Origin of the sequence: Streptomyces sp. NPDC012466 (assembly GCF_042955215.1) — a bacterium.
Lineage (GTDB): Bacteria > Actinomycetota > Actinomycetes > Streptomycetales > Streptomycetaceae > Streptomyces.
The window spans coordinates 46890-66841 of sequence record NZ_JBIBEQ010000013.1; the positions used below are offsets into that span (position 1 = coordinate 46890).

Below are 19952 nucleotides of genomic sequence, written 5' to 3' on the forward strand. Positions count from 1 at the left end.
TCACGACCTCTCACTGGGTGACCAGCACGACGTGACGAATCGGGGATGCCATGCGCGCTCTCTCCCGCAGGGGAATGCTCGGAATCGGCGCGGGAGCCGCCGCCGCTGTCTCGCTCGCCGGCTGCGGCGGTCTCACGGGCTCGGACGATTCCGGCCACGCCGACGGTTCCGGCGGCGACTCCGCCCAGGGCGGATCGAAGCCGAAGCCCAAGCCCGCCGCCCGCCCCATCGGCGACGGTTCCACCGCCCACACCGGCAAGCAGCCCCACCAGCCCGCGAAGCCCGAGCCGCTGGAGCCGGGTCAGACGCCGCCGCAGTTCGTCGTGTTCTCCTGGGACGGCGCCGGCGAGGTCGGCAACGGCCTCTTCCCGCGCTTCCTGGACCTCGCCAAGGAGCACGGCGCGAGCATGACCTTCTTCCTGTCCGGGCTGTACCTGCTGCCCGAGTCGAAGAAGCGTCTCTACGACCCGCCGAACAACCCGCGCGGCGCCTCCGACATCGGCTACCTCACCGACGCGCACATCAAGGACACGCTGAAGAACGTCCGCCGGGCCTGGCTGGAGGGCCACGAGATCGGCACCCACTTCAACGGGCACTTCTGCGGCGAGTCCCACGGCTCGGTCAAGAACTGGACGCCCCAGCAGTGGCGCAGCGAGATCGACCAGGCGAAGTCCTTCGTGAAGGAGTGGCGCACCAACACCGGCTGGACCGACCTGCCGTCGCTGCCGTTCGACTACGACAAGGAGCTCGTCGGCGGCCGTACGCCCTGTCTGCTCGGCCAGGACAACCTGCTGCCCATCGCCCGCGAGCTCGGCTGGCGCTATGACGCCTCCTCGCCGGGCGGCCTCCAGGTCTGGCCGGGCAAGCGCCAGGGCATATGGGACCTGCCCCTTCAGCAGATACCTTTCCCCGGGCGCGGCTTCGAGGTGCTGTCGATGGACTACAACATGCTGGCCAACCAGTCCCTCAACTCCACCAAGGCCCCGGCCCACAACTACCCGGGCTGGCGGAAGCAGTCGGCGCAGGCGTACATCCAGGGCTTCAAGCGGGCATACGAGACAAACCGGGCACCCTTCTTCATCGGCAACCACTTCGAGCAGTGGAACGGCGGCCTCTACATGGACGCCGTCGAAGAGGCCTTCAAGTACATCGCGCGGGAGAAGGAGAAGGGCGCGGATGTGCGTCTCGTCTCCTTCCGGCAGTTCACCGACTGGCTGGACGTGCAGAAGCCCGAGGTGCTCGACAAGCTCCGCACGCTCGGCGTCGGACAGCAGCCGGCCGGTGGCTGGCGGGAGTTCACCGGCCGGACCGCCACACCGAGCCCGGGCGCCTCGGAGAACGCCGCCTGAAATGCGGTTTTCCGCCCGCAAGGGGGGTGGGCGAGAACCCCAGAACGGGCATGCGAAACTTTTCACATGAGTGCCGCCAGCCGTGCCCCCCTGCGCTCCGACCGCTCGCCGCGTGCCACCGGGCGCACCCGTCGTGTCCGCCGCGACGCCGCCCTGATCGCCGGGCTCGCCGCGACCGCGCTGCTCGTCTCCGCGTGCGGCTCCGGCGGCACCTCCGGCGGGGGCGGCAACACCAACTTCGTCACCGGCACCGACGGCGTCGCCACGGTCGCCGAGGGCAAGCGCACCCCGGCGCCCGACCTGTCCGGCAAGACCATCGCCGGCAAGACCCTCGACGTCGCCGACTACAAGGGCAAGGTCGTCGTCCTCAACGTGTGGGGGTCCTGGTGCAACCCCTGCCGCGCCGAGGCCAAGTACTTCGCGAAGGTCTCCAAGGACTACGCCGGCAAGGGCGTGCAGTTCGTCGGCATCAACACCCGGGACACCTCCACCGGCGCGGCCCTCGCCTTCGAGAAGGACTGGGACATCACCTACCCCAGCCTCTACGACCCCACCGGCAAGCTGCTGCTGCGCTTCAAGAAGGGCACGCTCAACCCGCAGGCGATCCCCTCCACGCTCATCCTCGACCGGGACGGCAAGATCGCGGCCCGCTCCCTGTCCGCGCTCAGCGAGGAACGGCTGCTGAAGATGCTCAAGCCGGTCGTCGCCGAGAAGTGAGCGGAGTAGTGACGTGAGCGCAGTCACCACGCTCGCCGCGGTCGCGGACCCCAACGGCACGGTCCTCAAAGGCGCCCTGCTGGCGGCCCTGCCGATCGCGTTGCTGGGCGGACTCGTCTCCTTCTTCTCGCCGTGCGTCCTGCCGCTCGTGCCCGGCTACCTGTCGTATGTGACGGGGGTCGCCGGCACCGACCTCGCCGAGGCACGGCGCGGCCGGATGGTCGCGGGCGCCTCCCTCTTCGTGCTCGGCTTCACCGCGGTGTTCGTCTCCTCCGGGGCGCTGTTCGGCTTCTTCGGCGCCACGCTCCAGGAGCACCGGGACATCCTGTCCAAGGTGCTCGGCGTGCTCATGATCCTCATGGGTGTCTTCTTCATGGGCCTGATGCCCTGGTTCACCCAGCGGGAGTTCCGCCTGCACCGGCGGCCGGTGGCCGGGCTGGCCGGCGCGCCGCTGCTCGGCGCGCTGTTCGGCATCGGCTGGACGCCCTGCATCGGACCCACCCTCGCCTCCGTACTCGCCCTCTCCTCCGACCAGGGCAGCGCCGGACGCGGAGCCGTCCTGACCATCGCGTACTGTCTGGGCCTGGGCGTGCCCTTCGTGCTCGCCGCGGTCGCCTTCCGCAAGGCCCTGGGAGCCTTCGGCTGGATCAAGCGCCACTACGTCTGGGTGATGCGGGTCGGCGGCACCATGATGATCGTGACCGGTCTGCTGCTGCTGACCGGCGCGTGGGACCGCATCGTGCAGGAGATGCAGGTCTGGTCCGACGGCTTCACTGTGGGGATCTGATCGATGAGCAAGACCACCGCCTCCGACCCGGCCCCGTCCGCCGCCGAGGACCGGGAGCTGGGTGACGCCGGCTCCCAGCTGTCCACCGCCCCCAAGGAGGACGCTCCCAACCTCCCCGCCCTGGGCGTCATCGGCTGGGCCCGCTGGTTCTGGCGGCAGCTGACCTCCATGCGGGTCGCCCTGCTGCTGCTCCTGCTGCTCTCCCTCGGCGCGATCCCCGGCTCGCTCATCCCGCAGTCCGGCCAGGACGAGACGAAGGTCGCCGACTTCCGCAAGGCGCATCCCGCCCTCTCGGACGTCTACGACAAGATCGGCATGTTCCATGTCTACAGCTCGGTGTGGTTCTCCGCGATCTACATCCTGCTGTTCGTCTCCCTCATCGGCTGCATCGTGCCCCGCACCTGGCAGTTCGTGGGCCAGTTGCGCGGCCTGCCGCCCGGCGCGCCCCGGCGGCTGAACCGGCTGCCCGCCCACACCACCTGGCGCACCACGGCCGAACCCGAGCAGGTCCACCGGGCCGCCCTGGCCCTGCTGAAGAAGCGCCGCTTCCGCACCCACCTCACCGGGGACGCCGTCGCCGCCGAGAAGGGCTACCTGCGCGAGACGGGCAACCTCGTCTTCCACATCGCCCTCATCGTGATGCTGATCGCCTTCGCCTGGGGCCAGCTGTACAAGTCCGAGGGCAACAAGCTGGTCGTCGAGGGCGACGGGTTCTCCAACACCCTCACCCAGTACGACGACTTCAAGTCCGGCAACCTCTTCACGTCCGACGACCTGGTGCCGTTCAGCTTCAACCTGAAGAAGTTCACCGGCACCTACGAGCGCACCGGCCCCAACAAGGGCACCCCTCGCGTCTACAAGGCCGACATCACCTACAGCGCGGGCGCCTACGGCAAGGACGAGCACGACACCGTCGAGGTGAACCACCCGCTGGAGATCGGCGACTCCAAGGTCTACCTCGTCAGCCACGGCTACGCGCCCGTGATCACCGTCCGGGACGCCGAGGGCAAGGTCGTCTTCGACGACGCCGTACCGCTGCTGCCGCTGGACGCCAACGTCACCTCCTCCGGTGTCGTCAAGGTCCTCGACGGCTACCGCGACAAGCAGGGCAAGAAGGAGCAGCTCGGCTTCAACGCGTTCTTCGTGCCGACCTTCGGCGGCTCCGCCAGCGGCACGATGCTGTCGCAGTTCCCCGCGCTGGACAATCCGCTGCTCGCGCTGTCCGCCTACCACGGCGATCTGGGGGCCGACTCGGGCATCCCGCAGAGCGTGTACCAGATGGACCGCACCAACATGAAGGAGTTCAAGGACTCCAAGGGCAAGCTGTTCAAGAAGCTGCTGAAGCCCGGCGAGACCATGACGCTGCCGAACGGCGCCGGTTCGGTCACCTTCGGCAAGGACATCAAGGAGTGGGCCGGCTTCCAGGTCGTCCAGCAGCCCGGCAGCGGCTGGGCCCTCGCCGGTGCCCTCGCCGCGATCGGCGGCCTCGCCGCCTCCCTGTTCATCCAGCGCCGCCGCGTCTGGGTGCGCGCGGTCAAGGGCGCCGACGGCGTCACCGTCGTCGAGATGGCCGGCCTCGGCCGCAGCGAGTCCGCCAAGGTTCCCGAGGAGCTCGGCGACCTCGCCGGAGTCCTGTACGACCAGGCACCGGGCGCGCCCGGCCCCGACGACCCCGCAGATTCCCCCGACACCGCTCAGGAGCCGGGTACCGCAACCCCCGTACCTGCCGAAGGGGCTGAGAAGTGACTCTCGCCGCCGCCACCAACGAAAACCTCGCGAGCATCAGCAATGTGCTGATCTACTCCGCGATGGCCGTCTACACCCTGGCCTTCTTCGCGTACATCGCCGAATGGCTCTTCGGCAGCCGCAGCAAGGTCGCCCGGACCGCGGCCGCGCTCACCACCGGGGCGGACGCCAAGCAGGCACCGGCCGTCACCGTGAACCAGGCCGGCGGCACCGCCGTGCTGGAGCGGCCGAAGGTCACCGTGCGGGCCGCCGCCGGTCAGCGCGACGTGCCGGACGGCCCCGGGGCGCACGGCGGGGACGAGCAGGGCGACCTGTACGGCCGGATCGCCATCTCCCTCACGGTGCTCGCCTTCCTGGTCGAGTTCGCCGGTGTCCTCACCCGCGCCCTGTCGGTGGAGCGCGCGCCGTGGGGCAACATGTACGAGTTCAACATCACGTTCTCCACGGTCGCGGTCGGCGTGTACCTCGGGCTGCTGGCCCTGAAGAAGAACGTGCGCTGGCTCGGCCTGTTCCTGATCACCTCGGTCCTGCTCGACCTGGGTCTGGCGGTCACGGTCCTCTACACCGCCAGTGACCAGCTGGTCCCGGCCCTGCACTCGTACTGGCTGTACATCCACGTCTCGACGGCGATCTTCTGCGGCGCGGTCTTCTACGTCGGCGCGGTCGGCACGATCCTGTACCTCTTCAAGGACTCCTACGAGAGCAAGCTCGCGAGCGGCGGCACGCCCGGCACCTTCGCGACCTCCGTCCTGGAGCGGCTGCCCTCCTCCGCCTCCCTCGACAAGTTCTCCTACCGCGTCAACGCGGCCGTCTTCCCGCTGTGGACGTTCACGATCATCGCGGGCGCCATCTGGGCCGGTGACGCCTGGGGCCGCTACTGGGGCTGGGACCCGAAGGAGACCTGGTCCTTCATCACCTGGGTCGCCTACGCCTGCTACCTGCACGCCCGCGCCACCGCCGGCTGGAAGGGCCGCAAGGCCGCCTACCTGGCCCTGATCGCCTTCGGCTGCTGGCTGTTCAACTACTACGGCGTGAACATCTTCGTCTCCGGCAAGCACTCGTACGCGGGCGTGTAAGTCCCGCCGGGGCACCTCACCGCCGGAGGGCGGGAGCGCGGTCCCCGACGGACACGATGATGTCGCGCAGCCGGTCGGCGTACAGCCGCAGGTTCTTGTGCGCGACATCGGTGTCCGGGTAGCGGGCCGCGAACCACAGGCCCTCGTGGAGCCGGGTGACCCAGGCGCAGACCTGGTCGCCGTACGACACCCGGATCAGGCCGAAGGCGTTGCGCTCGGTCCAGCTCGTGGACTCGGGGATGGCACGGGCGTCGGCGAACGACACGATCGAGTACATGTCGGGGGACGTCGGCCGGAAGTCCGCGCCGAGCAGCCGCAGCACCCGGGCCAGCGGCATGCGGGACAGCGGCCGGGTGGCGTGCAGCGCGGCGCGTACGGTCTTCAGCGCGGCGGGGAAGTCGGGTGCCTGGGCGACGGGCACCTCGATCGGGGCGCCGCCGACGTACCAGCCCACCGAGTCCGAGTACGCGGACTTCGCCCGGGTGTGGAAGGGCACCACCGTCCGGTAGACGGGCTCTCCGCCGATCTCGTGGACGATGAGGGCCGTGGCCGCCAGCAGCCCGACCAGGGAACCGCCGTAGGGGCGGCAGTACGCCTCGAACGCGGCGGCGGCGTCCGCGCCGACGAGCATCTCGCGCATGAGCTTCTGCGTCGGCAGGCCGCCGCCGGGATCCAGTCCGAGGTCGACGGGGAAGCTCGGCAGCCGCCCGTCGCAGCGCCGGATGAACTCCCGCCAGCGGGCGACGATCTCGTGGTCCGCGTCGATCCGGTCGGCGTCCGCCCGTTCGGCCTCGCAGAAGTCGACGTAGCTGCTGACCGGGGGCGCTTGCGCGGTGCGGCCGGTGAGATGGCCGGTGTACAGCTCCTGGATCTCGGCCGGGATGCGGTAGATGGAGAACGCGTCGACGTTGCTGTGGTCGAAGGCCATGTACACGCTGGTGCTGTCGTCCCGTACGACGGCCGTGTAGATGAGGTTCGGCCAGCGCAGCGCGTCGGCCGTGGTGTCGAAGCGGTCCTGGAGGTGCTGGGCCAGGGCCGCCGGGTCGGTGAACTCGCCCGCGTCCTCGCGGTGCAGGGAGACGGAGGCCGGGTCGAGCGTGAACCGGCGGATCGAGTCACCGGGCCCGCCCGCCCAGCGGAAGCCGCTGCGCAGCGTCTCGTGCCGCAGTGTCCAGCCGCGCAGCGCCTCGCCGAGCGCGTCCAGGTCCGCCCGGCCCGGAAGGTCGAAGGCCGCGCCGATCCAGGTCGGCACGAACAGACCGTCCTCGCGCACGGACCGTGCCGTCCGCAGGTGCGACTCCTGGATGTAGGCGGGCGGCCTGGAGTCCTCCGGCAGGGCCTTCGCCGTCGCGACGGTCGCCGGACTGAGCGTCCATTCGACGAGTCGTCCAGGCCGGACCTCGCAGCGCTGGATGTCGGTCATTCGCACGGGGCGTCTCCGTTCGCAGATGGGACAGACCCGATCAAGGGAATGCCGAGCCCGCCACCGGCCACACCGCGTGTCGCCACATTTCAGGGGAACGGATGGCATCTCGAACGGCGATGCGGGGCCCGTCCGGGGCGCTCAGTTGACGCCGATGTCCTCGTTCCAGAGCGCGGGGTGTCCGGCGATGAAGTCGCGCATCAGCCCGGCGCATTCGGCGTCGTCCAGCAGCACGATCTCCACACCGTGTTCGGCCAGCCAGTCGTGGCCGCCGTGGAAGGTGGCCGCCTCGCCGATCACCACCCGGGAGATGCCGAACTGCCGCACCAGACCGGAGCAGTACCAGCACGGGGACAGCGTCGTCACCATCGTCGTGCCCCGGTAGGAGCGTTGCCGCCCGGCGGCGCGGAAGGCGGCCGTCTCCGCGTGCAGGGACGGATCACCGTCCTGGACACGGCGGTTGCGGCCGCGGCCCAGCAGGGCGCCGTCGGCACCGTACAGCGCCGCGCCGATCGGGATGCCGCCCTCGGCGAGCCCGGAGCGGGCCTCCTCGACAGCGGTCGTCAGCCATGTGCGTGCCTGTGCCTGGTCCATGACCTCATCCATGACCGCCCGCTCCTCCTCCGTAACCGGGCCCGGTCATCGCCGCACGGCGGCGGCCGGGTCCCCTGGTCCCGGCCCGTCCGCTGTCGATCCAGTGATCGTTTCGGACACGTCCGCCGAGGCCGTCGCCCTCGTGCTGGCGTGTTCCGTCGTCCCGGCCGCGGTGAACCGGTCGAGGTAGGCGTGCAGGGCGCCCGCACCCTCGATCATGATCCTGGTGCGGGCCGTCAGCGCCTGCCCGCGGGCCGCGACGGCCGCCCGCAGCGCCGCACTGCCGCCCTCCCGCCGCAGCCCCTCCAGCACCGGCCTGATCTGGTCGAACAGATAGTGGCTGCGGCGCAGGGTGTGCACGAGCCGGGCGTCGCGCACATCGGCCGGCTCGTAGATGCGGTACCCCGTGCCGCGCTCGCGTCCCGGTGTGAGCAGCCCGGCCCCCTCCCACACGCGCAGCGCCGACGTCCGTACGCCCAGCAGCGCCGCCACCTCGCCGATGCGCAGGCCGCCCGAGCGCGGCAGGGGGGCGGGCGGCTCCGCCGCCAGCAGCTCCAGGGCCTCGCTCGCCGCCCGCAGTGACACCCGTTCCTCGTGCAGGGCGGCATGCGCGGCGTCGACCAGCGCGAGCGCGCCCGGGACGTCCCCCTCGTGCAGGGCCCGCATGATCGCCGTCGCCGTCACCGGCCCGTACCCCCGCATCAGCGTCCGGTACGCCAGCAGCGCGCCGCGGTGCGCCTCCCCGAAGACGCGGTAGCCGGACGCGGTTCGCGCGGCCGGCGGGAGCACCCCGGCGTCCTCGTAGTTGCGGATCTGCTGCGTCGAGACACCGGCCAGCCGGGCCAGGTCGACGGGCCGGAGGCGGCGGTCGTTCGTCATCGATTTGAAGGTTACGGCAGCAACGCCGGCGAAGGGAGCTCTCAAGTCTCAACACCGCACTTCAATGGAAGACTTGAAGGAATGGACGACTGCATCCGCGTCACCGGCGCACGCCTCCACAACCTCAAGAACGTCTCCCTCACCCTGCCGAAGAACAAGCTGGTCGTGCTGACCGGCCTGTCCGGCTCCGGCAAGTCCACCCTCGCGTTCGACACCCTCCACCGGGAGGGCCAGCGGCAGTACCTGGAGTCGCTGGGCATGGTCACCGGCTTCGTCAGCAAGCCCGCCGTCGACTCGATCACCGGCCTGTCCCCGTCCATCAGCGTCGACCAGCACCTCACCAACCGCAGCCCGCGCTCCACGGTCGGCACGGTCACCGAGGTCTTCACCTACCTGAGGCTGCTGTGGTCGCGGATCGGGGTCCGGCCCTGCCCCGGCTGCGGCAAGGACGTCCCGCCGCCGTACACCGACGACACCGAGGCCGACGAGGACGCCGAGGCCGGGCAGCGGCCCTGCCCGCACTGCGCCACCCCCGTGCCCGGCCTGGTCATGGGCTCCTTCTCCTTCAACAAGCCCGCCGGAGCCTGCCCGGCCTGCACCGGCCTGGGCGAGGTGATCCGGCCCGACGTACGACGCCTGGTCGACGACGGCAAGTCGGTGGCCGAGGGGGCCGTGCGGGGCTGGAACGCGAAGTACACCGACTGGAGCCTCCCCGTACTGCGGGCCGCCGCCGGTCACTACGGCTTCACCTTCGACGCCGACGCGCCACTCGACGAACTCGACGACAGGCAGCGGGACTTGCTCCTCCACGGCGTCGAAAGCCCCGAGTTCCGGCGGCACTTCCCCGACACCGACCCCCCGGCGACCGTGGCGGCGGGCCGCTTCGAAGGGGTCGCGACGGCCCTGCTGCGCCGCTACGGCGAGCGCGCCGACGACGCCGAGTACCGCGAACGGGCCGAGCAGCAGGGCCTGGTGAAGCAGCCCTGCGGCGAGTGCGGCGGAACCCGGCTGCGGGCGGAGAGCCGGGCGGTGACCGTGCACGGGCTCGGCATCGTCGAGGCGGCCCGGCTCCCGCTCGACCGGCTGGCCGCGTGGCTGGGCGGGTTGCGGGACCGGGTCTCACCGGACGAGTGGCTGTTCGTCGAGCCGGTCGTCGCGGATCTGGAGGAACGCGTCGGACGGCTCGTCGACGTCGGCGTCGGATACCTCACCCTCGACCAGTCCACGCCGAGCCTGTCGGCGGGGGAGACCCAGCGGCTGCGGCTGGCCGCCCTGCTCGGCTCGGGCCTCACCGGAGTCCTCTACGTCCTCGACGAGCCGACGATCGGTCTGCACCCCTCCGACACCGAACGGCTGGTCCGTGTCCTGCGCAGGCTCCGCGACCTGGGCAACACGGTGCTGGTCATCGAGCACGACCTGGACGTCCTGAAGGCCGCGGACCACCTGGTGGACGTCGGGCCGGGGGCAGGCCGGGACGGCGGGCGGATCGTCGCCGAGGGCACACCGGAGGAGGTCGCCCGGACCGAGGGCTCGGTGACCGGCGCGTATCTGTCCGGCCTGCTGTCGGCGCCGCCGTCCCGGGGGCGCGGGGACAGCGCGACGGCCGTCGTGATCCGAGGCGCCCGGGCCCACAACCTCAAGAACCTGACCGTACGTATTCCGCTGCGCCGCCTGGTGACGGTCACGGGCCCGTCGGGCTCGGGCAAGTCGACGCTGCTGCTGGACATCCTCGGCCGGGCCGCCCGGCGCCACTTCCACGGTGCCGGGGAACTGCCCGCCGAGCACGACGGCGTCGACGGCTGGGAGCACCTGTCCAAGGCCGTCCTCATCGACCAGGAGCCGATCAGCCGCGTCCCGCGCTCCAACGCGGCGACGTACTCGGAGGTCTTCACCCCGATCCGGGAGGTCTTCGCGGCGCGCAGCCAGGGCCGCCTGACCGCCGGCCACTTCTCCTTCAACGTGCCCGGCGGACGCTGCGAACGCTGCGAGGGCGCGGGCGTCCTCACCGTCCACATGCACTTCCTCCCGGCGGTGGAGGTGCGCTGCCCGGCCTGCAAGGGCCGCCGCTTCCGGCCGGAGGTGCTGTCGGTCCGGCACGAGGGCCACGACATCGCCGAGGTGCTCCAGGCGACGGTGGACGAGGCCCTGACGGTATTCGAGGACATCCCACCGGTGGCCACCCGGCTGCGGCGGATGGCCGACGTCGGCCTCGGCTACCTCCCCCTCGGCCAGCCCGCCACCACGCTCTCCGGCGGCGAGGCACAGCGCCTGAAGCTCGCGAAGGAACTGGGCCGGCGGACGACGGGCCGCGCTCTCTACCTGCTGGACGAGCCGACGACGGGCCTGCACTCCGCCGACACCGCCCGCCTCCTCGACGTCCTCCAGCGCCTCGTCGACGCCGGCCATTCGGTCGTCACCATCGAGCACAACCTCGACGTCGTCCGCGCCTCCGACTGGCTGATCGACCTGGGGCCGGAAGGCGGCGCCGGCGGGGGGCGGCTGGTGGCGCAGGGGGTGGTGCCCGGGAGCTGAACCGATCCTGACCCCCGGACGTCTTCGTTGCGTATCCATCGCACCGGAGCCCAGGCTCCCGAAGGAGGCCCACCGATGAAGGCGTCATTCCTCCTGGTGGCGACCCTCGCCTCGCTGTCCGTGGGCTGCACGTCGGTGTCGTCGGACGGCGACACCGACGGCGCGCGGCCCGAGGCGTCCTGCGCGTACGTCGTCGCGTACGACGGCCGTACCTACCTGGCCAGGGAGGAAACCGACGTCCCCGTGGGGGAGTCGCTCGGCGCCGCCACCCGCCCGGCGTGCGACGACACTCCGGGTGACGGCGACGAGGGGGAGGGCCGGGCTCTGATGACCGCGTACGCCGTCAAGGGCATCGACCCCGGTGTCGCCATCGCGGTGGCCGAGGCGCCCGGTCGGAACCGTCTCGTCCTCGTCGACACGGTCACGGATCTCCTTGTCGTGCCCGACAACGGCTGAACCGGGCCGAACGGTCAACTCCCGCTCCGGACACGGCCCTCGTGGCCCCCTGTCGCCCGGGTGCGCACGGCAGGTGCGCATCGTAGGCTCGAAAATATCGGGGTGCGTCCGTCGAAAATCGTGACCCTTGTAAGCCTTCTGGGTGGCGCACGATCACCGCGGGGAAGTGACTTCCTATGACGACACTTGTCGACTATCAGAGCAACAGAATCGTCGAATTGATGGACGCGCCTGATGAGCAGCGCGATTCCGACTGGTTGAAGGATGCGCTGCAGCAGGCCGTCATGCTGGAGCTGGCCACGCTTCCGCCGTATCTGAGCGCACTGTGGTCCATCGAGGACCAGGGCTCGGACGCAGCTGCCGCGATAAGCCGCATCGTCTTCGACGAGATGTCACATCTGGGGCTTGCCGGGAATCTTCTGACTACAATCGGCGGAACTCCCCGTCTCGCCGACCACAAGACGGTGCCGAGGTATCCCGGCCCGCTGCCCGGCGGCGTACGCCCAGAACTGACCATCTTCCTGAGCGGGTTGACGAAGAACTCCTTGGAAATGTTCTCCAGGATCGAGGAACCCGATGACCCGGTCGCGGAAGCCGGCAGCGGGCGCACGTCCATCGGGGCCTTCTACACGGCGATCCTCGAGGCCTTCCGGCTTCATCCGGAGCTGATCACCGGAGCCAGGCAGATACGCCGATTCATGACGCACCACGGCGAGGGCAACGACGTGGTGGAGCTGTCTTCGCCGACCGACGTCGAGCAGGCCATCGGCATCATCAAGGAGCAGGGCGAGGGCACAGCGGCGTCACCGGAAAATCCCCACCCGGGTGAACAGGGCGAACTCGCCCACTTCTATGTCTTCCGGGAACTCTTCCACGGCCGCAAGCTGATCAGGATCTCCCAGAACCCCGACCGGTGGGAGTTTTCCGGGGACGCCATACCGATGCCCTCGGCCCTTCCCATGGGGACGGTGCCGGCAGGCGGCTGGGAAGCCGGAGGCCTGCCTGCGCCGGATGACGAGACGAGGCAGCAGCTGGCCGAAGTCAATCACCAGTACAGCGAGATGCTGCGCTTCCTGGAGCAGGCGTGGCAGGCCACCGCGACGGCCACGATGCAGAGCAGACTCTCGGCGGCGGTGACCCGGATGCGTTTCCTCGTCGGCCCCTCCCAGCTCCTGATGCAGCGCGCCCTGCCCGACGGAAGCGGCAGGACCTACGGGCCGGAATTCCGATATGTGGATCCTTGATCGCCAACTGTAAATTCGAATTCAACCAGTCCGGCCTTTCGGATCGTTGGCGAAAAACTCGCGACTGCGTGCGACAGGTGCAATAGTGAAGTATGAGTGAAAACATAGCCATTGACGTCTACGACGATGAACAGTTGACGTCAGAACAACGCGAAGATGCGATCCGCTCAGTGCGGACAATGGCGGCACCGGCGGTCGAGTCCCGTAACGGGTACCTCGAAAGCGAAGCCGCCGCAACGGAATTGTCCAACGCGATCAACAGGCCCCTGCTTGATCTTGTAGAGCAGGACGACAAGGCCCGGCGTGCGGCTGAGGAAGCGATGCCGCTGATCAGCGTCGAGCCGGACTTCCACGTCGACTGGCAGGAATCCCCGGCCGGCTACGCCGATGTGCCGAGGGCCGGCAGCAGCTTTTTCGCGCCGCCGTTCCACTTCGGCTGGGCGTGGCACCGGGTCGACGGCGGGACACCCGAAGCGGTCATCATCGACAGGCCCAATGGTGCAGTGGTCATCGATGGCCGCTGCGGACCACTGGCGCCGAACGGGCGAAACAAGTTCGTGGAGATCCATGCCGGGTTCGGCGTCGGATTCCGGCCCTCGCAGGACGGCGTGCTGACCGCCACGTCCGACCGTCGGTTCATGAAGTTCTACTACGGAGTGGCGGCCCACGGCATCGGAACCTGGGCCGTCGCCGAAGGAGGTACGGAGTGCTCCATCATGTCGGAAGGGAACTGGAAGGCGGGCGAGTCCCGCAAGAAGTTCCGCAAGAGGGTCAGCGTCAACGAGCGTGAGACGTTCGAGTCGAATCTGTTCGGAGACGGAGTCATGCGCCATATGGTCCCGGTGCGGGCCGGCCACGACTACCAGTTCAACGTCGGAGCATGGCTGTTCGTCGACAACACCTCGGCCGTAGGTCAGTCCGGAGCGCTCGCCCAGGTGCGGTGCGAGATCCCGATCATGGAACTGACCGGACCATGACCTGTTCCAGCACGGCGTAGTCCGCGAAGCTGCGGCGGTAGCGCAGGTGCCTCGTCTCCTGAGTGTGCCTGCGCTGCCACTCCTCCACCTCGCCGGGCGCCCGACACGGGCCCGAACCCGCCCCGCAGTCCTCCTCCTCGCCCGAGACGCAGTACGCCTCGTACTCGGGCTGGGCCGACATGTCCTGCACGATTGTGTACGGCACGTAGCGGAAGACCCTGCGGCCGGTCGATTCCCCACCGTGCTCTGCCCGTTGGTGCTGGCGCAGCAGCACGTTCGCGTCCGTCACCGCACTGCCGTCGAACGCCGCCCGTGCCCGGTCACGCCGGAGCGCCAGCTCCTCACAGGCCGCGCACCCGGGCACGGGGGACGGGGGCCGGGTCGGATCGGCCGACAGTCCTTCCCTGGAACGGTCGTTGAGCGCACGTACGCCCGCGCTGAGTCGCTCCTCCGGTGTCGCCTCACGGATCCTCGCCGGGTCCGCCTGCCATTCCCGGCCGCCGCCGACCGGGCGCAGCATCACGTACGGGCCGGTCCTGTCCTGGTACTCGCCGACCTTGCGCGTTTGCGGGTCGTAGACGAGCGTTCCCGGTTCCATTTCACGTACCTCCGTCACTCTGGGTGTATAGAGCGTTGCGCAGGGGAACGGTCCGGATCAATGCTTTGCGTGTGACACCGGTGCACTGTCACGGAGGGGGAAGCCGTGAGCCGACGGAACGGCGGGGCGGAGTCGGGAGCGAGTACAGCGGCCGTGTTCGGCGAGGTGCTGAGGCACTTCCGCGAGGCGGCCCTGCTCACGCAGGAGGGCCTGGCGCGGCAGATCCCGTGCGACCGCTCGCACGTGGCGCGGGTGGAGGCGGGCACGAGGGTGCCGCAGGACACGTTCGCCAAGACCTGCGACGAACTGCTCGGTACGGGTGGGGTGTTGCTCCGTCTGTGGGGCCGGATCGACTGGTACCCGCAGGTGGAGCATCCCGACTGGTTCCGGCGGCGCGCGGAGATGGATGAGGAGGCGGTGACCCTTCGGGAGTACCAGGAGCGGTTGATCCCAGGGTTGTTGCAGACGGGCGACTACGTCCGTGCGCTGTTCTCCCGCGTCGCCAGCGGCGATGACGTCGAGGAGCGGGCTCGTGCCCGACTGAGCAGGCAACGGCGTTTTCTGACCGATGAAGGCCCGCTGTACATCGTCGTCCTGGACGAGAGCTGCCTGCGCAACGTGGTGGGGAGCCCGGCGATCATGAGGGACCAGTGTGCCCACCTGCTGAGTGCCGGGCAGCGCCCCAACATCCGCATCCAGGTCGCCCCGGCGAGCTTCTTGGAGCTGCTTCGCCCCAACGTCTCCATGTCGCTGATCGAGCTGCCGGACGGACACCGATGGGTGTACTCGGAGTCGCTGGACCGCGGGCATTTCACCGACGATCCGGCCGCCTACACCCGACACAGCCACGCCTATGATGTGCTCAGGGCAGACGCTCTGTCAGTCCGCGAGTCCGTCGCCCTGATCAGCGACGCGATGAAGGGGTACGAGCAGCATGAACAGGCACGAACTCTGCGCGGCGAACTGGATCAAGAGCAGCTACAGCGGGGAAAACGGCGGCAACTGCATCGAAATAGCCCCCGGTTTCCCCGAAACCGTCCCCGTGCGCGACAGCAAGAACCCTGACGGACCGGTCCTGGTCGTCACCCGGTCCGCCTGGTCGGCGTTCGTCGGCTCCGTACGCTGAACTACTGCCCGCTCACCATCTGCAGGATCCGGTTGGCGGCCTCCGCCACCGGCTGTCCCACCGCCCCGACGGCCGCGGCGATCGCGGCGACGGCCATCAGCGCACGGTGCCGCTCGGCCGGCGGCGCCGCGTCCGCGGCCAGCACCGGCAGGGAGTCGTCGATGAGCTGCGCGCTCGGCTGCGGCAGCTGGTCGCGCAACTCGCGTACCTCGCGGATCAGTTCGGCGAGGGCGAGCCGCAGGGCAGGGTCGGTGTCGCCCGTGGCCTCCTTCTTCACGATGCCCGTGTTGCCGCTGCCGCCGTGCATCGTGACGTTGTCGCCGTAGTAGTAGTTGTTGCCGTTCATGCCGCGATCCCCACGTTCCCGCTGCCGCCGTACATGTTGACGTTGTCGCCGAAGTAGTAGTTCGTGGGCGAGCTGATCGTGAGCCGCTCCACGGTCACCCGGAACTCGGTCTCCGGGTTCTCCAGGGCGCCGGCGACGTAGCCCACGAGCTGGTCCAGGTGCTGCGGGTTCCCGCTGGTCACCATCGCCGTGGACGGGCCGGCCGTCTCGACGGCGAGGACGTAGTGCGACTGCGCCGTGAGCACGGAGAGCATGTCGACGAAGGAGTAGATCAGCGCCGCGCCCGCGACGAGCCACACGAAGACGAGGAGCCCGCCGGCGGTGGACTCGTCCGCGAGGACGGTCAGGCCGGCGATGATCGACAGGCCGACCGCCGCGGCCAGGATGATCCCGGTGCGGGCGAGGAAGCGGATGACCGCCTCCTTGCGCTTGGGGTGGAGGGTGAACGTGTACACCCGGGCGATGTTGCGCAGCGGGTAGGCCGCTCCGCCGACCCATAACAGCCCTTTGCCCACACGCAGTTCGACGTCGGTGACCGACCGGGGCGGCGTGGCGGGCGGGGGCGGTACGTCGTACTGGCCCGGTGGTTGCCGTGTCTCCAAGTGGTCCCCCTGAACGACGGAGTGTGCGGTGGGGCAGTCGTGACTGCGTGAACACCATTGACGACTATGCGTGTGCCGATGGGCAAGTCGTTTCACAGGCCGGTGGGGAACCGCCGGGTTCAGGACTCGTCGCGCCTGGGGTCGTCGTCCTTCTTGTCCTCGTCGAGCGACTTCAGGAAGTCGGGGTTGTCGTCGGGCGCGACCCACTGCCGCGGACGCTCCGCCGCGGGCACCCGCTTCTTGCCGGCGATCAGCCAGGAGATCGACCCGACGAGCGGGAACAGCAGCACGAGGATCGCCCACAGCGGCTTGGGCATGTGGCGGATCCGGTCGTCCTCGGTGCTGATGCAGTCGATGAACGCGTACACGCTCAGCGCCAGCGGCACGAGGAACATCAGTACCCGGAGCATGCGGCCTCTCAGCGAAAAGCGGTGGGCGGTTCCAGGCCAGGGTAGCCGCTCGGGGATACTGGACCCCATGGCTTACGACGATCTTCGCTCCCTGCTCAGGGCGCTGGAGCGCGAGGGTGACCTCAAGCGCATCAAGGCCGAGGTCGACCCGTATCTGGAGGTCGGGGAGATCGTCGACCGGGTGCAGAAGTCCGGCGGTCCCGCCCTGCTCTTCGAGAACGTGCGCGGTTCGAGCATGCCGCTCGCGATGAACGTGTTCGGCACGGACCGGCGGCTGCTGAAGGCCCTGGGCCTGAAGTCGTACGCCGAGATCTCCGAGCGGATCGGCGGGCTGCTGAAGCCCGAGCTGCCGCACGGGTTCGTCGGTGTGCGTGAGGCCTTCGGCAAGCTCGGCGCGATGACGCACGTGCCGCCGAAGAAGGTGAAGGACGGCCCCGTGCAGGAGGTCGTCCTGACCGGGGACGACGTGGACCTGGACCGGCTCCCGGCCCTGTTCACCTGGCCGAAGGACGGCGGGTCGTTCTTCAACCTGGGGCTCACCCACACCAAGGACCCGGAGAGCGGCGTGCGCAACCTGGGCCTCTACCGGCTCCAGCGGCACGACAAGCGCACCATCGGCATGCACTGGCAGATCCACAAGGACAGCCGGAACCACTACCAGGTGGCCGCGCGACGGGGAGAGCGGCTGCCCGTCGCGATCGCCTTCGGGTGCCCGCCCGCCGTGACGTACGCCTCCACCGCCCCGCTGCCCGGGGACATCGACGAGTACCTGTTCGCCGGGTTCCTCGCGGGCAAGCGGATCGAGATGGTCGACTGCAAGACCGTGCCGCTCCAGGTTCCGGCGCAGGCCGAGGTAGTGATCGAGGGCTGGCTGGAACCGGGCGAGATGCTGCCCGAGGGTCCCTTCGGCGACCACACCGGCTTCTACACGCCGCAGGAGCCCTTCCCCGCGCTGAAGATCGACTGCATCACGATGCGCAAGCGGCCCCTGCTCCAGTCGATCGTCGTGGGCAGGCCCCCGACGGAGGACGGGCCCCTGGGGCGGGCGACGGAGCGCTTCTTCCTGCCGCTGCTGAAGATCATCGTGCCGGACATCGTGGACTACCACCTGCCGGAGGCGGGCGGCTTCCACAACTGCGCGATCGTCTCGATCGACAAGAAGTACCCGAAGCACGCGCAGAAGGTGATGCACGCCGTCTGGGGCGCGCACATGATGTCGTTGACCAAGCTGATCGTGGTCGTCGACTCGGACTGCGACGTGCACGATCTGCACGAGGTCGCCTGGCGGGCGCTGGGCAACACGGACTACGCCCGCGACCTGTCGATCGTCGAGGGCCCGGTCGACCACCTCGACCACGCCTCCTACCAGCAGTTCTGGGGCGGCAAGGCCGGTATCGACGCGACGAAGAAGTGGCCCGAGGAGGGCTACACGCGCGACGGCGGCTGGCCCGACATGGTGGAGTCCGACCCGGAGACGGCGGCGAAGGTGGACCGCCGCTGGAAGGAGTACGGCCTGTGACTTCCGCTTCCGCCGCGATCCCGCAGCCGGGACGCACCAAGGCGTTTCTCCGGCTGGTGATGATCGAGCACTCGGTCTTCGCCCTGCCCTTCGCCTACATCGCCGCGCTCACGGCGATGTACCAGTGGGACAAGAACGTCCACTGGGGCCGGCTGCTGCTGGTCACCGTCTGCATGGTGGGCCTGCGCACCTTCGCGATGGCGGTCAACCGGATCATCGACCGGGAGATCGACGCCCGTAACCCGCGCACGGCGCAGCGCGAGCTGGTGACGGGCGCGATGTCGGTGAAGCACGCCTGGACGGGTGCGCTGATCGCCCTGGCCGTGTTCCTCGGCGCGGCGGCCCTGCTCAACCCGCTGTGCCTGGCGCTGGCCCCCATCGCGGTGATCCCGATGGTGGTCTACCCGTACGGCAAGCGGTTCACGAACTTCCCGCAGGCCATCCTCGGCCTCGCCCAGGCCATGGGCCCGGTCGGCGGCTGGCTGGCGATCTCGGGGGAGTGGTCCTGGGACGCGGTGATCCTCGGTCTGGCCGTGGGCATCTGGATCGGCGGCTTCGACCTGATCTACGCCTGCCAGGACGTGGAGACCGACCGCGAGATCGGCGTCATGTCCGTCCCGGCCCGCTTCGGGATCCCGTCGGCGATCTGGGGTGCCCGGGTCTGCCACGCGCTGACGACGGCCCTGTTCGTCTGGTACGCCCTCGCCACCGACGCCGGCGCGTTCTTCTGGCTGGGCCTGCTGATCGTGGCCGGAGCGTTCGTGTACGAGCACTCGATCGTCCGCCCCCACGACCTGTCCCGTGTCAACCGCGCGTTCTTCAGCGTCAACGGCTTCATCGGGATCGCCCTGTTCGTGTGCGCGTTGCTGGACCTGCTGGTGCGGGGTCTGACCGTCTGATCACGGTGCGATGGGCGCTCGCCTCTGTTGCGGGCGGCGGCGGAACAGGAACGCCGCCGCCACCCCCGCGAGCAGGCCTATCAGGTGGCCCTGCCAGCTGACGCCCGTCTGGGTGGGGGCCAGGCCCGCGAGGATGGAGCCGCCCCAGACCGCGGCGATCAGGACTCCGGCCAGGACCCCCAGGGGGCGCCGCTCGACGAAGCCGCTGACCAGGAGGAAGCCGAACAGGCCGAAGATCAGGCCCGAGGCGCCCGCGGTGTTGGTGCCGTCCGGGGCGATGAGCCAGACGCCCAGGCCGTCCACGACCACGATCAGCGCGCACAGCAGCAGGAACCGGCGCAGGCCCGTGAGCGCGGCGAGGAAGCCCAGGACCAGCAGCGGCACGGTGTTCGCGGCCAGGTGGGCGAAGCCGAAGTGGACGAAGGCCGAGGGCACGACGTCGGCCAGCTCGGACGGGTCGCGCGGGGTGACACCGAAGCCGTCCAGCGCATGGCCGGTCGCCACGTCCACCACTTCCAGCAGCCACAGCAGCGCCACCCAGGCCAGCATCAGCTTGCCCGCGGCCGGCGCACGGTCGCTCGTCGACCACCCGGCTCCGGTATCCGACATGGCGACCCCCAGCGTTCGCTCGTCCCTCCCGTGCAACGGCCCGCCCCCCTTGGCCGGTTCCCC

The 19952-nt window shown here is 69.7% G+C and carries 21 protein-coding genes; 13 read left to right on the forward strand and 8 right to left on the reverse strand.

Translation table 11 applies throughout. The annotated features are described in order from the left end of the window. The first annotated feature begins 50 nt into the window (after nucleotides 1-50). The 5 genes from ACFY9E_RS35800 to ccsB all read left to right on the forward strand — a co-directional run bounded on the left by ACFY9E_RS35800 (nucleotide 51) and on the right by ccsB (nucleotide 5675). The gene (locus ACFY9E_RS35800; RefSeq protein WP_390991615.1) at nucleotides 51-1349 is read left to right on the forward strand and encodes a polysaccharide deacetylase family protein; all 1299 of its coding nucleotides are present in this window, start codon (nucleotides 51-53) and stop codon (nucleotides 1347-1349) included. Nucleotides 1350-1415: 66 nt separating this feature from the next. Continuing rightward, the gene (locus tag ACFY9E_RS35805) at nucleotides 1416-2066 is read left to right on the forward strand and encodes a redoxin domain-containing protein (protein WP_390991617.1); all 651 of its coding nucleotides are present in this window, start codon (nucleotides 1416-1418) and stop codon (nucleotides 2064-2066) included. Nucleotides 2067-2079: 13 nt separating this feature from the next. Then, nucleotides 2080-2853 carry a cytochrome c biogenesis protein CcdA gene (locus ACFY9E_RS35810; protein ID WP_390991619.1) on the forward strand — a complete coding sequence of 258 codons (774 nt, stop codon included), beginning with the start codon at nucleotides 2080-2082 and terminating at the stop codon, nucleotides 2851-2853. Nucleotides 2854-2856: 3 nt separating this feature from the next. Then, on the forward strand, nucleotides 2857-4599 hold the full coding sequence (locus ACFY9E_RS35815; protein WP_390991622.1) for a cytochrome c biogenesis protein ResB: 1743 nt from the start codon (nucleotides 2857-2859) through the stop codon (nucleotides 4597-4599). Continuing rightward, the gene (ccsB, locus tag ACFY9E_RS35820) at nucleotides 4596-5675 is read left to right on the forward strand and encodes a c-type cytochrome biogenesis protein CcsB (RefSeq protein ID WP_390991625.1); all 1080 of its coding nucleotides are present in this window, start codon (nucleotides 4596-4598) and stop codon (nucleotides 5673-5675) included. Before ACFY9E_RS35815 ends, ccsB begins: the two co-directional genes overlap by 4 nt. 16 nt (nucleotides 5676-5691) lie before the next feature. Here the strand turns inward: ccsB and ACFY9E_RS35825 are convergent, their stop codons facing one another. The 3 genes from ACFY9E_RS35825 to ACFY9E_RS35835 form a co-directional block, all read right to left on the reverse strand. Continuing rightward, a complete protein-coding gene (locus ACFY9E_RS35825; RefSeq protein ID WP_390991627.1) occupies nucleotides 5692-7104 on the reverse strand; it encodes a condensation domain-containing protein in 1413 nt (470 codons plus the stop codon). 135 nt (nucleotides 7105-7239) lie between these two features. After that, nucleotides 7240-7704, reverse strand: a complete 465-nt coding sequence (locus ACFY9E_RS35830) for a deaminase (RefSeq protein ID WP_390991630.1) — start codon at nucleotides 7702-7704, stop codon at nucleotides 7240-7242. 33 nt (nucleotides 7705-7737) lie between these two features. After that, nucleotides 7738-8571 carry a MerR family transcriptional regulator gene (locus ACFY9E_RS35835; RefSeq protein WP_390991632.1) on the reverse strand — a complete coding sequence of 278 codons (834 nt, stop codon included), beginning with the start codon at nucleotides 8569-8571 and terminating at the stop codon, nucleotides 7738-7740. Between the two features lie 81 nt (nucleotides 8572-8652). Here ACFY9E_RS35835 and uvrA point away from each other — a divergent pair, with 81 nt between their 5' ends. From uvrA to ACFY9E_RS35855, 4 genes are all read left to right on the forward strand, one after another. Next, entirely contained in the window at nucleotides 8653-11103 is a 2451-nt protein-coding gene (gene uvrA, locus ACFY9E_RS35840; protein WP_390991634.1) for an excinuclease ABC subunit UvrA, read from the forward strand. Nucleotides 11104-11178: 75 nt separating this feature from the next. Beyond that, nucleotides 11179-11559, forward strand: coding sequence for a DUF6281 family protein (locus ACFY9E_RS35845; protein WP_390991637.1), 381 nt, complete (start codon nucleotides 11179-11181; stop codon nucleotides 11557-11559). Nucleotides 11560-11735: 176 nt separating this feature from the next. Continuing rightward, nucleotides 11736-12803, forward strand: coding sequence for a ferritin-like domain-containing protein (locus ACFY9E_RS35850; RefSeq protein WP_390991640.1), 1068 nt, complete (start codon nucleotides 11736-11738; stop codon nucleotides 12801-12803). Nucleotides 12804-12895: 92 nt separating this feature from the next. Further along, on the forward strand, nucleotides 12896-13780 hold the full coding sequence (locus tag ACFY9E_RS35855) for a hypothetical protein (protein WP_390991642.1): 885 nt from the start codon (nucleotides 12896-12898) through the stop codon (nucleotides 13778-13780). Here the strand turns inward: ACFY9E_RS35855 and ACFY9E_RS35860 are convergent. Continuing rightward, on the reverse strand, nucleotides 13758-14378 hold the full coding sequence (locus ACFY9E_RS35860) for a hypothetical protein (RefSeq protein ID WP_390991645.1): 621 nt from the start codon (nucleotides 14376-14378) through the stop codon (nucleotides 13758-13760). The genes ACFY9E_RS35855 and ACFY9E_RS35860 overlap by 23 nt on opposite strands. Before the next feature lie 105 nt (nucleotides 14379-14483). Between ACFY9E_RS35860 and ACFY9E_RS35865 the strand changes: the two genes are divergently transcribed. Together ACFY9E_RS35865 and ACFY9E_RS35870 are read left to right on the forward strand one after the other, a co-directional pair. Further along, entirely contained in the window at nucleotides 14484-15443 is a 960-nt protein-coding gene (locus tag ACFY9E_RS35865; RefSeq protein WP_390991648.1) for a Scr1 family TA system antitoxin-like transcriptional regulator, read from the forward strand. Continuing rightward, the gene (locus ACFY9E_RS35870) at nucleotides 15391-15504 is read left to right on the forward strand and encodes a DUF397 domain-containing protein (RefSeq protein ID WP_390991922.1); all 114 of its coding nucleotides are present in this window, start codon (nucleotides 15391-15393) and stop codon (nucleotides 15502-15504) included. The genes ACFY9E_RS35865 and ACFY9E_RS35870 overlap by 53 nt, the downstream gene beginning before the upstream one ends. A 1-nt stretch (nucleotide 15505) precedes the next feature. Here the strand turns inward: ACFY9E_RS35870 and ACFY9E_RS35875 are convergent, their stop codons facing one another. The 3 genes from ACFY9E_RS35875 to ACFY9E_RS35885 all read right to left on the reverse strand — a co-directional run bounded on the left by ACFY9E_RS35875 (nucleotide 15506) and on the right by ACFY9E_RS35885 (nucleotide 16862). Next, on the reverse strand, nucleotides 15506-15850 hold the full coding sequence (locus tag ACFY9E_RS35875) for a hypothetical protein (RefSeq protein ID WP_390991650.1): 345 nt from the start codon (nucleotides 15848-15850) through the stop codon (nucleotides 15506-15508). Continuing rightward, nucleotides 15847-16452, reverse strand: a complete 606-nt coding sequence (locus tag ACFY9E_RS35880; RefSeq protein ID WP_390991653.1) for a DUF6232 family protein — start codon at nucleotides 16450-16452, stop codon at nucleotides 15847-15849. The genes ACFY9E_RS35875 and ACFY9E_RS35880 overlap by 4 nt, the downstream gene beginning before the upstream one ends. 119 nt (nucleotides 16453-16571) lie before the next feature. Then, nucleotides 16572-16862, reverse strand: a complete 291-nt coding sequence (locus ACFY9E_RS35885; RefSeq protein ID WP_390991656.1) for a PLDc N-terminal domain-containing protein — start codon at nucleotides 16860-16862, stop codon at nucleotides 16572-16574. A 67-nt stretch (nucleotides 16863-16929) separates the two neighbouring features. Here ACFY9E_RS35885 and ACFY9E_RS35890 point away from each other — a divergent pair, with 67 nt between their 5' ends. Together ACFY9E_RS35890 and mqnP are read left to right on the forward strand one after the other, a co-directional pair. Then, on the forward strand, nucleotides 16930-18381 hold the full coding sequence (locus ACFY9E_RS35890) for a menaquinone biosynthesis decarboxylase (protein WP_390991658.1): 1452 nt from the start codon (nucleotides 16930-16932) through the stop codon (nucleotides 18379-18381). After that, nucleotides 18378-19280: a menaquinone biosynthesis prenyltransferase MqnP gene (gene mqnP / locus ACFY9E_RS35895; RefSeq protein ID WP_390991661.1), complete on the forward strand. Its 903-nt coding sequence runs from the start codon at nucleotides 18378-18380 to the stop codon at nucleotides 19278-19280. Before ACFY9E_RS35890 ends, mqnP begins: the two co-directional genes overlap by 4 nt. On the opposite strand, the gene ACFY9E_RS35900 is transcribed toward mqnP, so the two are convergent. Then, the gene (locus ACFY9E_RS35900) at nucleotides 19281-19889 is read right to left on the reverse strand and encodes a rhomboid family intramembrane serine protease (RefSeq protein WP_390991664.1); all 609 of its coding nucleotides are present in this window, start codon (nucleotides 19887-19889) and stop codon (nucleotides 19281-19283) included. Between the last annotated feature and the right edge of the window lie 63 nt (nucleotides 19890-19952).

What these genes read in the sequence shown, in the direction of transcription:
- ACFY9E_RS35800 (WP_390991615.1), top strand. Translation starts at nt 51, where the DNA reads ATGCGCGCTCTCTCCCGCAGGGGAATGCTCGGAATCGGCGCGGGAGCC.
- ACFY9E_RS35805 (WP_390991617.1), top strand. Translation starts at nt 1,416, where the DNA reads ATGAGTGCCGCCAGCCGTGCCCCCCTGCGCTCCGACCGCTCGCCGCGT.
- ACFY9E_RS35815 (WP_390991622.1), top strand. Translation starts at nt 2,857, where the DNA reads ATGAGCAAGACCACCGCCTCCGACCCGGCCCCGTCCGCCGCCGAGGAC.
- ACFY9E_RS35830 (WP_390991630.1), bottom strand. Translation starts at nt 7,704, where the DNA reads ATGGATGAGGTCATGGACCAGGCACAGGCACGCACATGGCTGACGACC.
- ACFY9E_RS35835 (WP_390991632.1), bottom strand. Translation starts at nt 8,571, where the DNA reads ATGACGAACGACCGCCGCCTCCGGCCCGTCGACCTGGCCCGGCTGGCC.
- uvrA (WP_390991634.1), top strand. Translation starts at nt 8,653, where the DNA reads ATGGACGACTGCATCCGCGTCACCGGCGCACGCCTCCACAACCTCAAG.
- ACFY9E_RS35845 (WP_390991637.1), top strand. Translation starts at nt 11,179, where the DNA reads ATGAAGGCGTCATTCCTCCTGGTGGCGACCCTCGCCTCGCTGTCCGTG.
- ACFY9E_RS35850 (WP_390991640.1), top strand. Translation starts at nt 11,736, where the DNA reads ATGACGACACTTGTCGACTATCAGAGCAACAGAATCGTCGAATTGATG.
- ACFY9E_RS35855 (WP_390991642.1), top strand. Translation starts at nt 12,896, where the DNA reads ATGAGTGAAAACATAGCCATTGACGTCTACGACGATGAACAGTTGACG.
- ACFY9E_RS35860 (WP_390991645.1), bottom strand. Translation starts at nt 14,378, where the DNA reads ATGGAACCGGGAACGCTCGTCTACGACCCGCAAACGCGCAAGGTCGGC.
- ACFY9E_RS35875 (WP_390991650.1), bottom strand. Translation starts at nt 15,850, where the DNA reads ATGAACGGCAACAACTACTACTACGGCGACAACGTCACGATGCACGGC.
- ACFY9E_RS35885 (WP_390991656.1), bottom strand. Translation starts at nt 16,862, where the DNA reads ATGCTCCGGGTACTGATGTTCCTCGTGCCGCTGGCGCTGAGCGTGTAC.
- ACFY9E_RS35890 (WP_390991658.1), top strand. Translation starts at nt 16,930, where the DNA reads ATGGCTTACGACGATCTTCGCTCCCTGCTCAGGGCGCTGGAGCGCGAG.
- ACFY9E_RS35900 (WP_390991664.1), bottom strand. Translation starts at nt 19,889, where the DNA reads ATGTCGGATACCGGAGCCGGGTGGTCGACGAGCGACCGTGCGCCGGCC.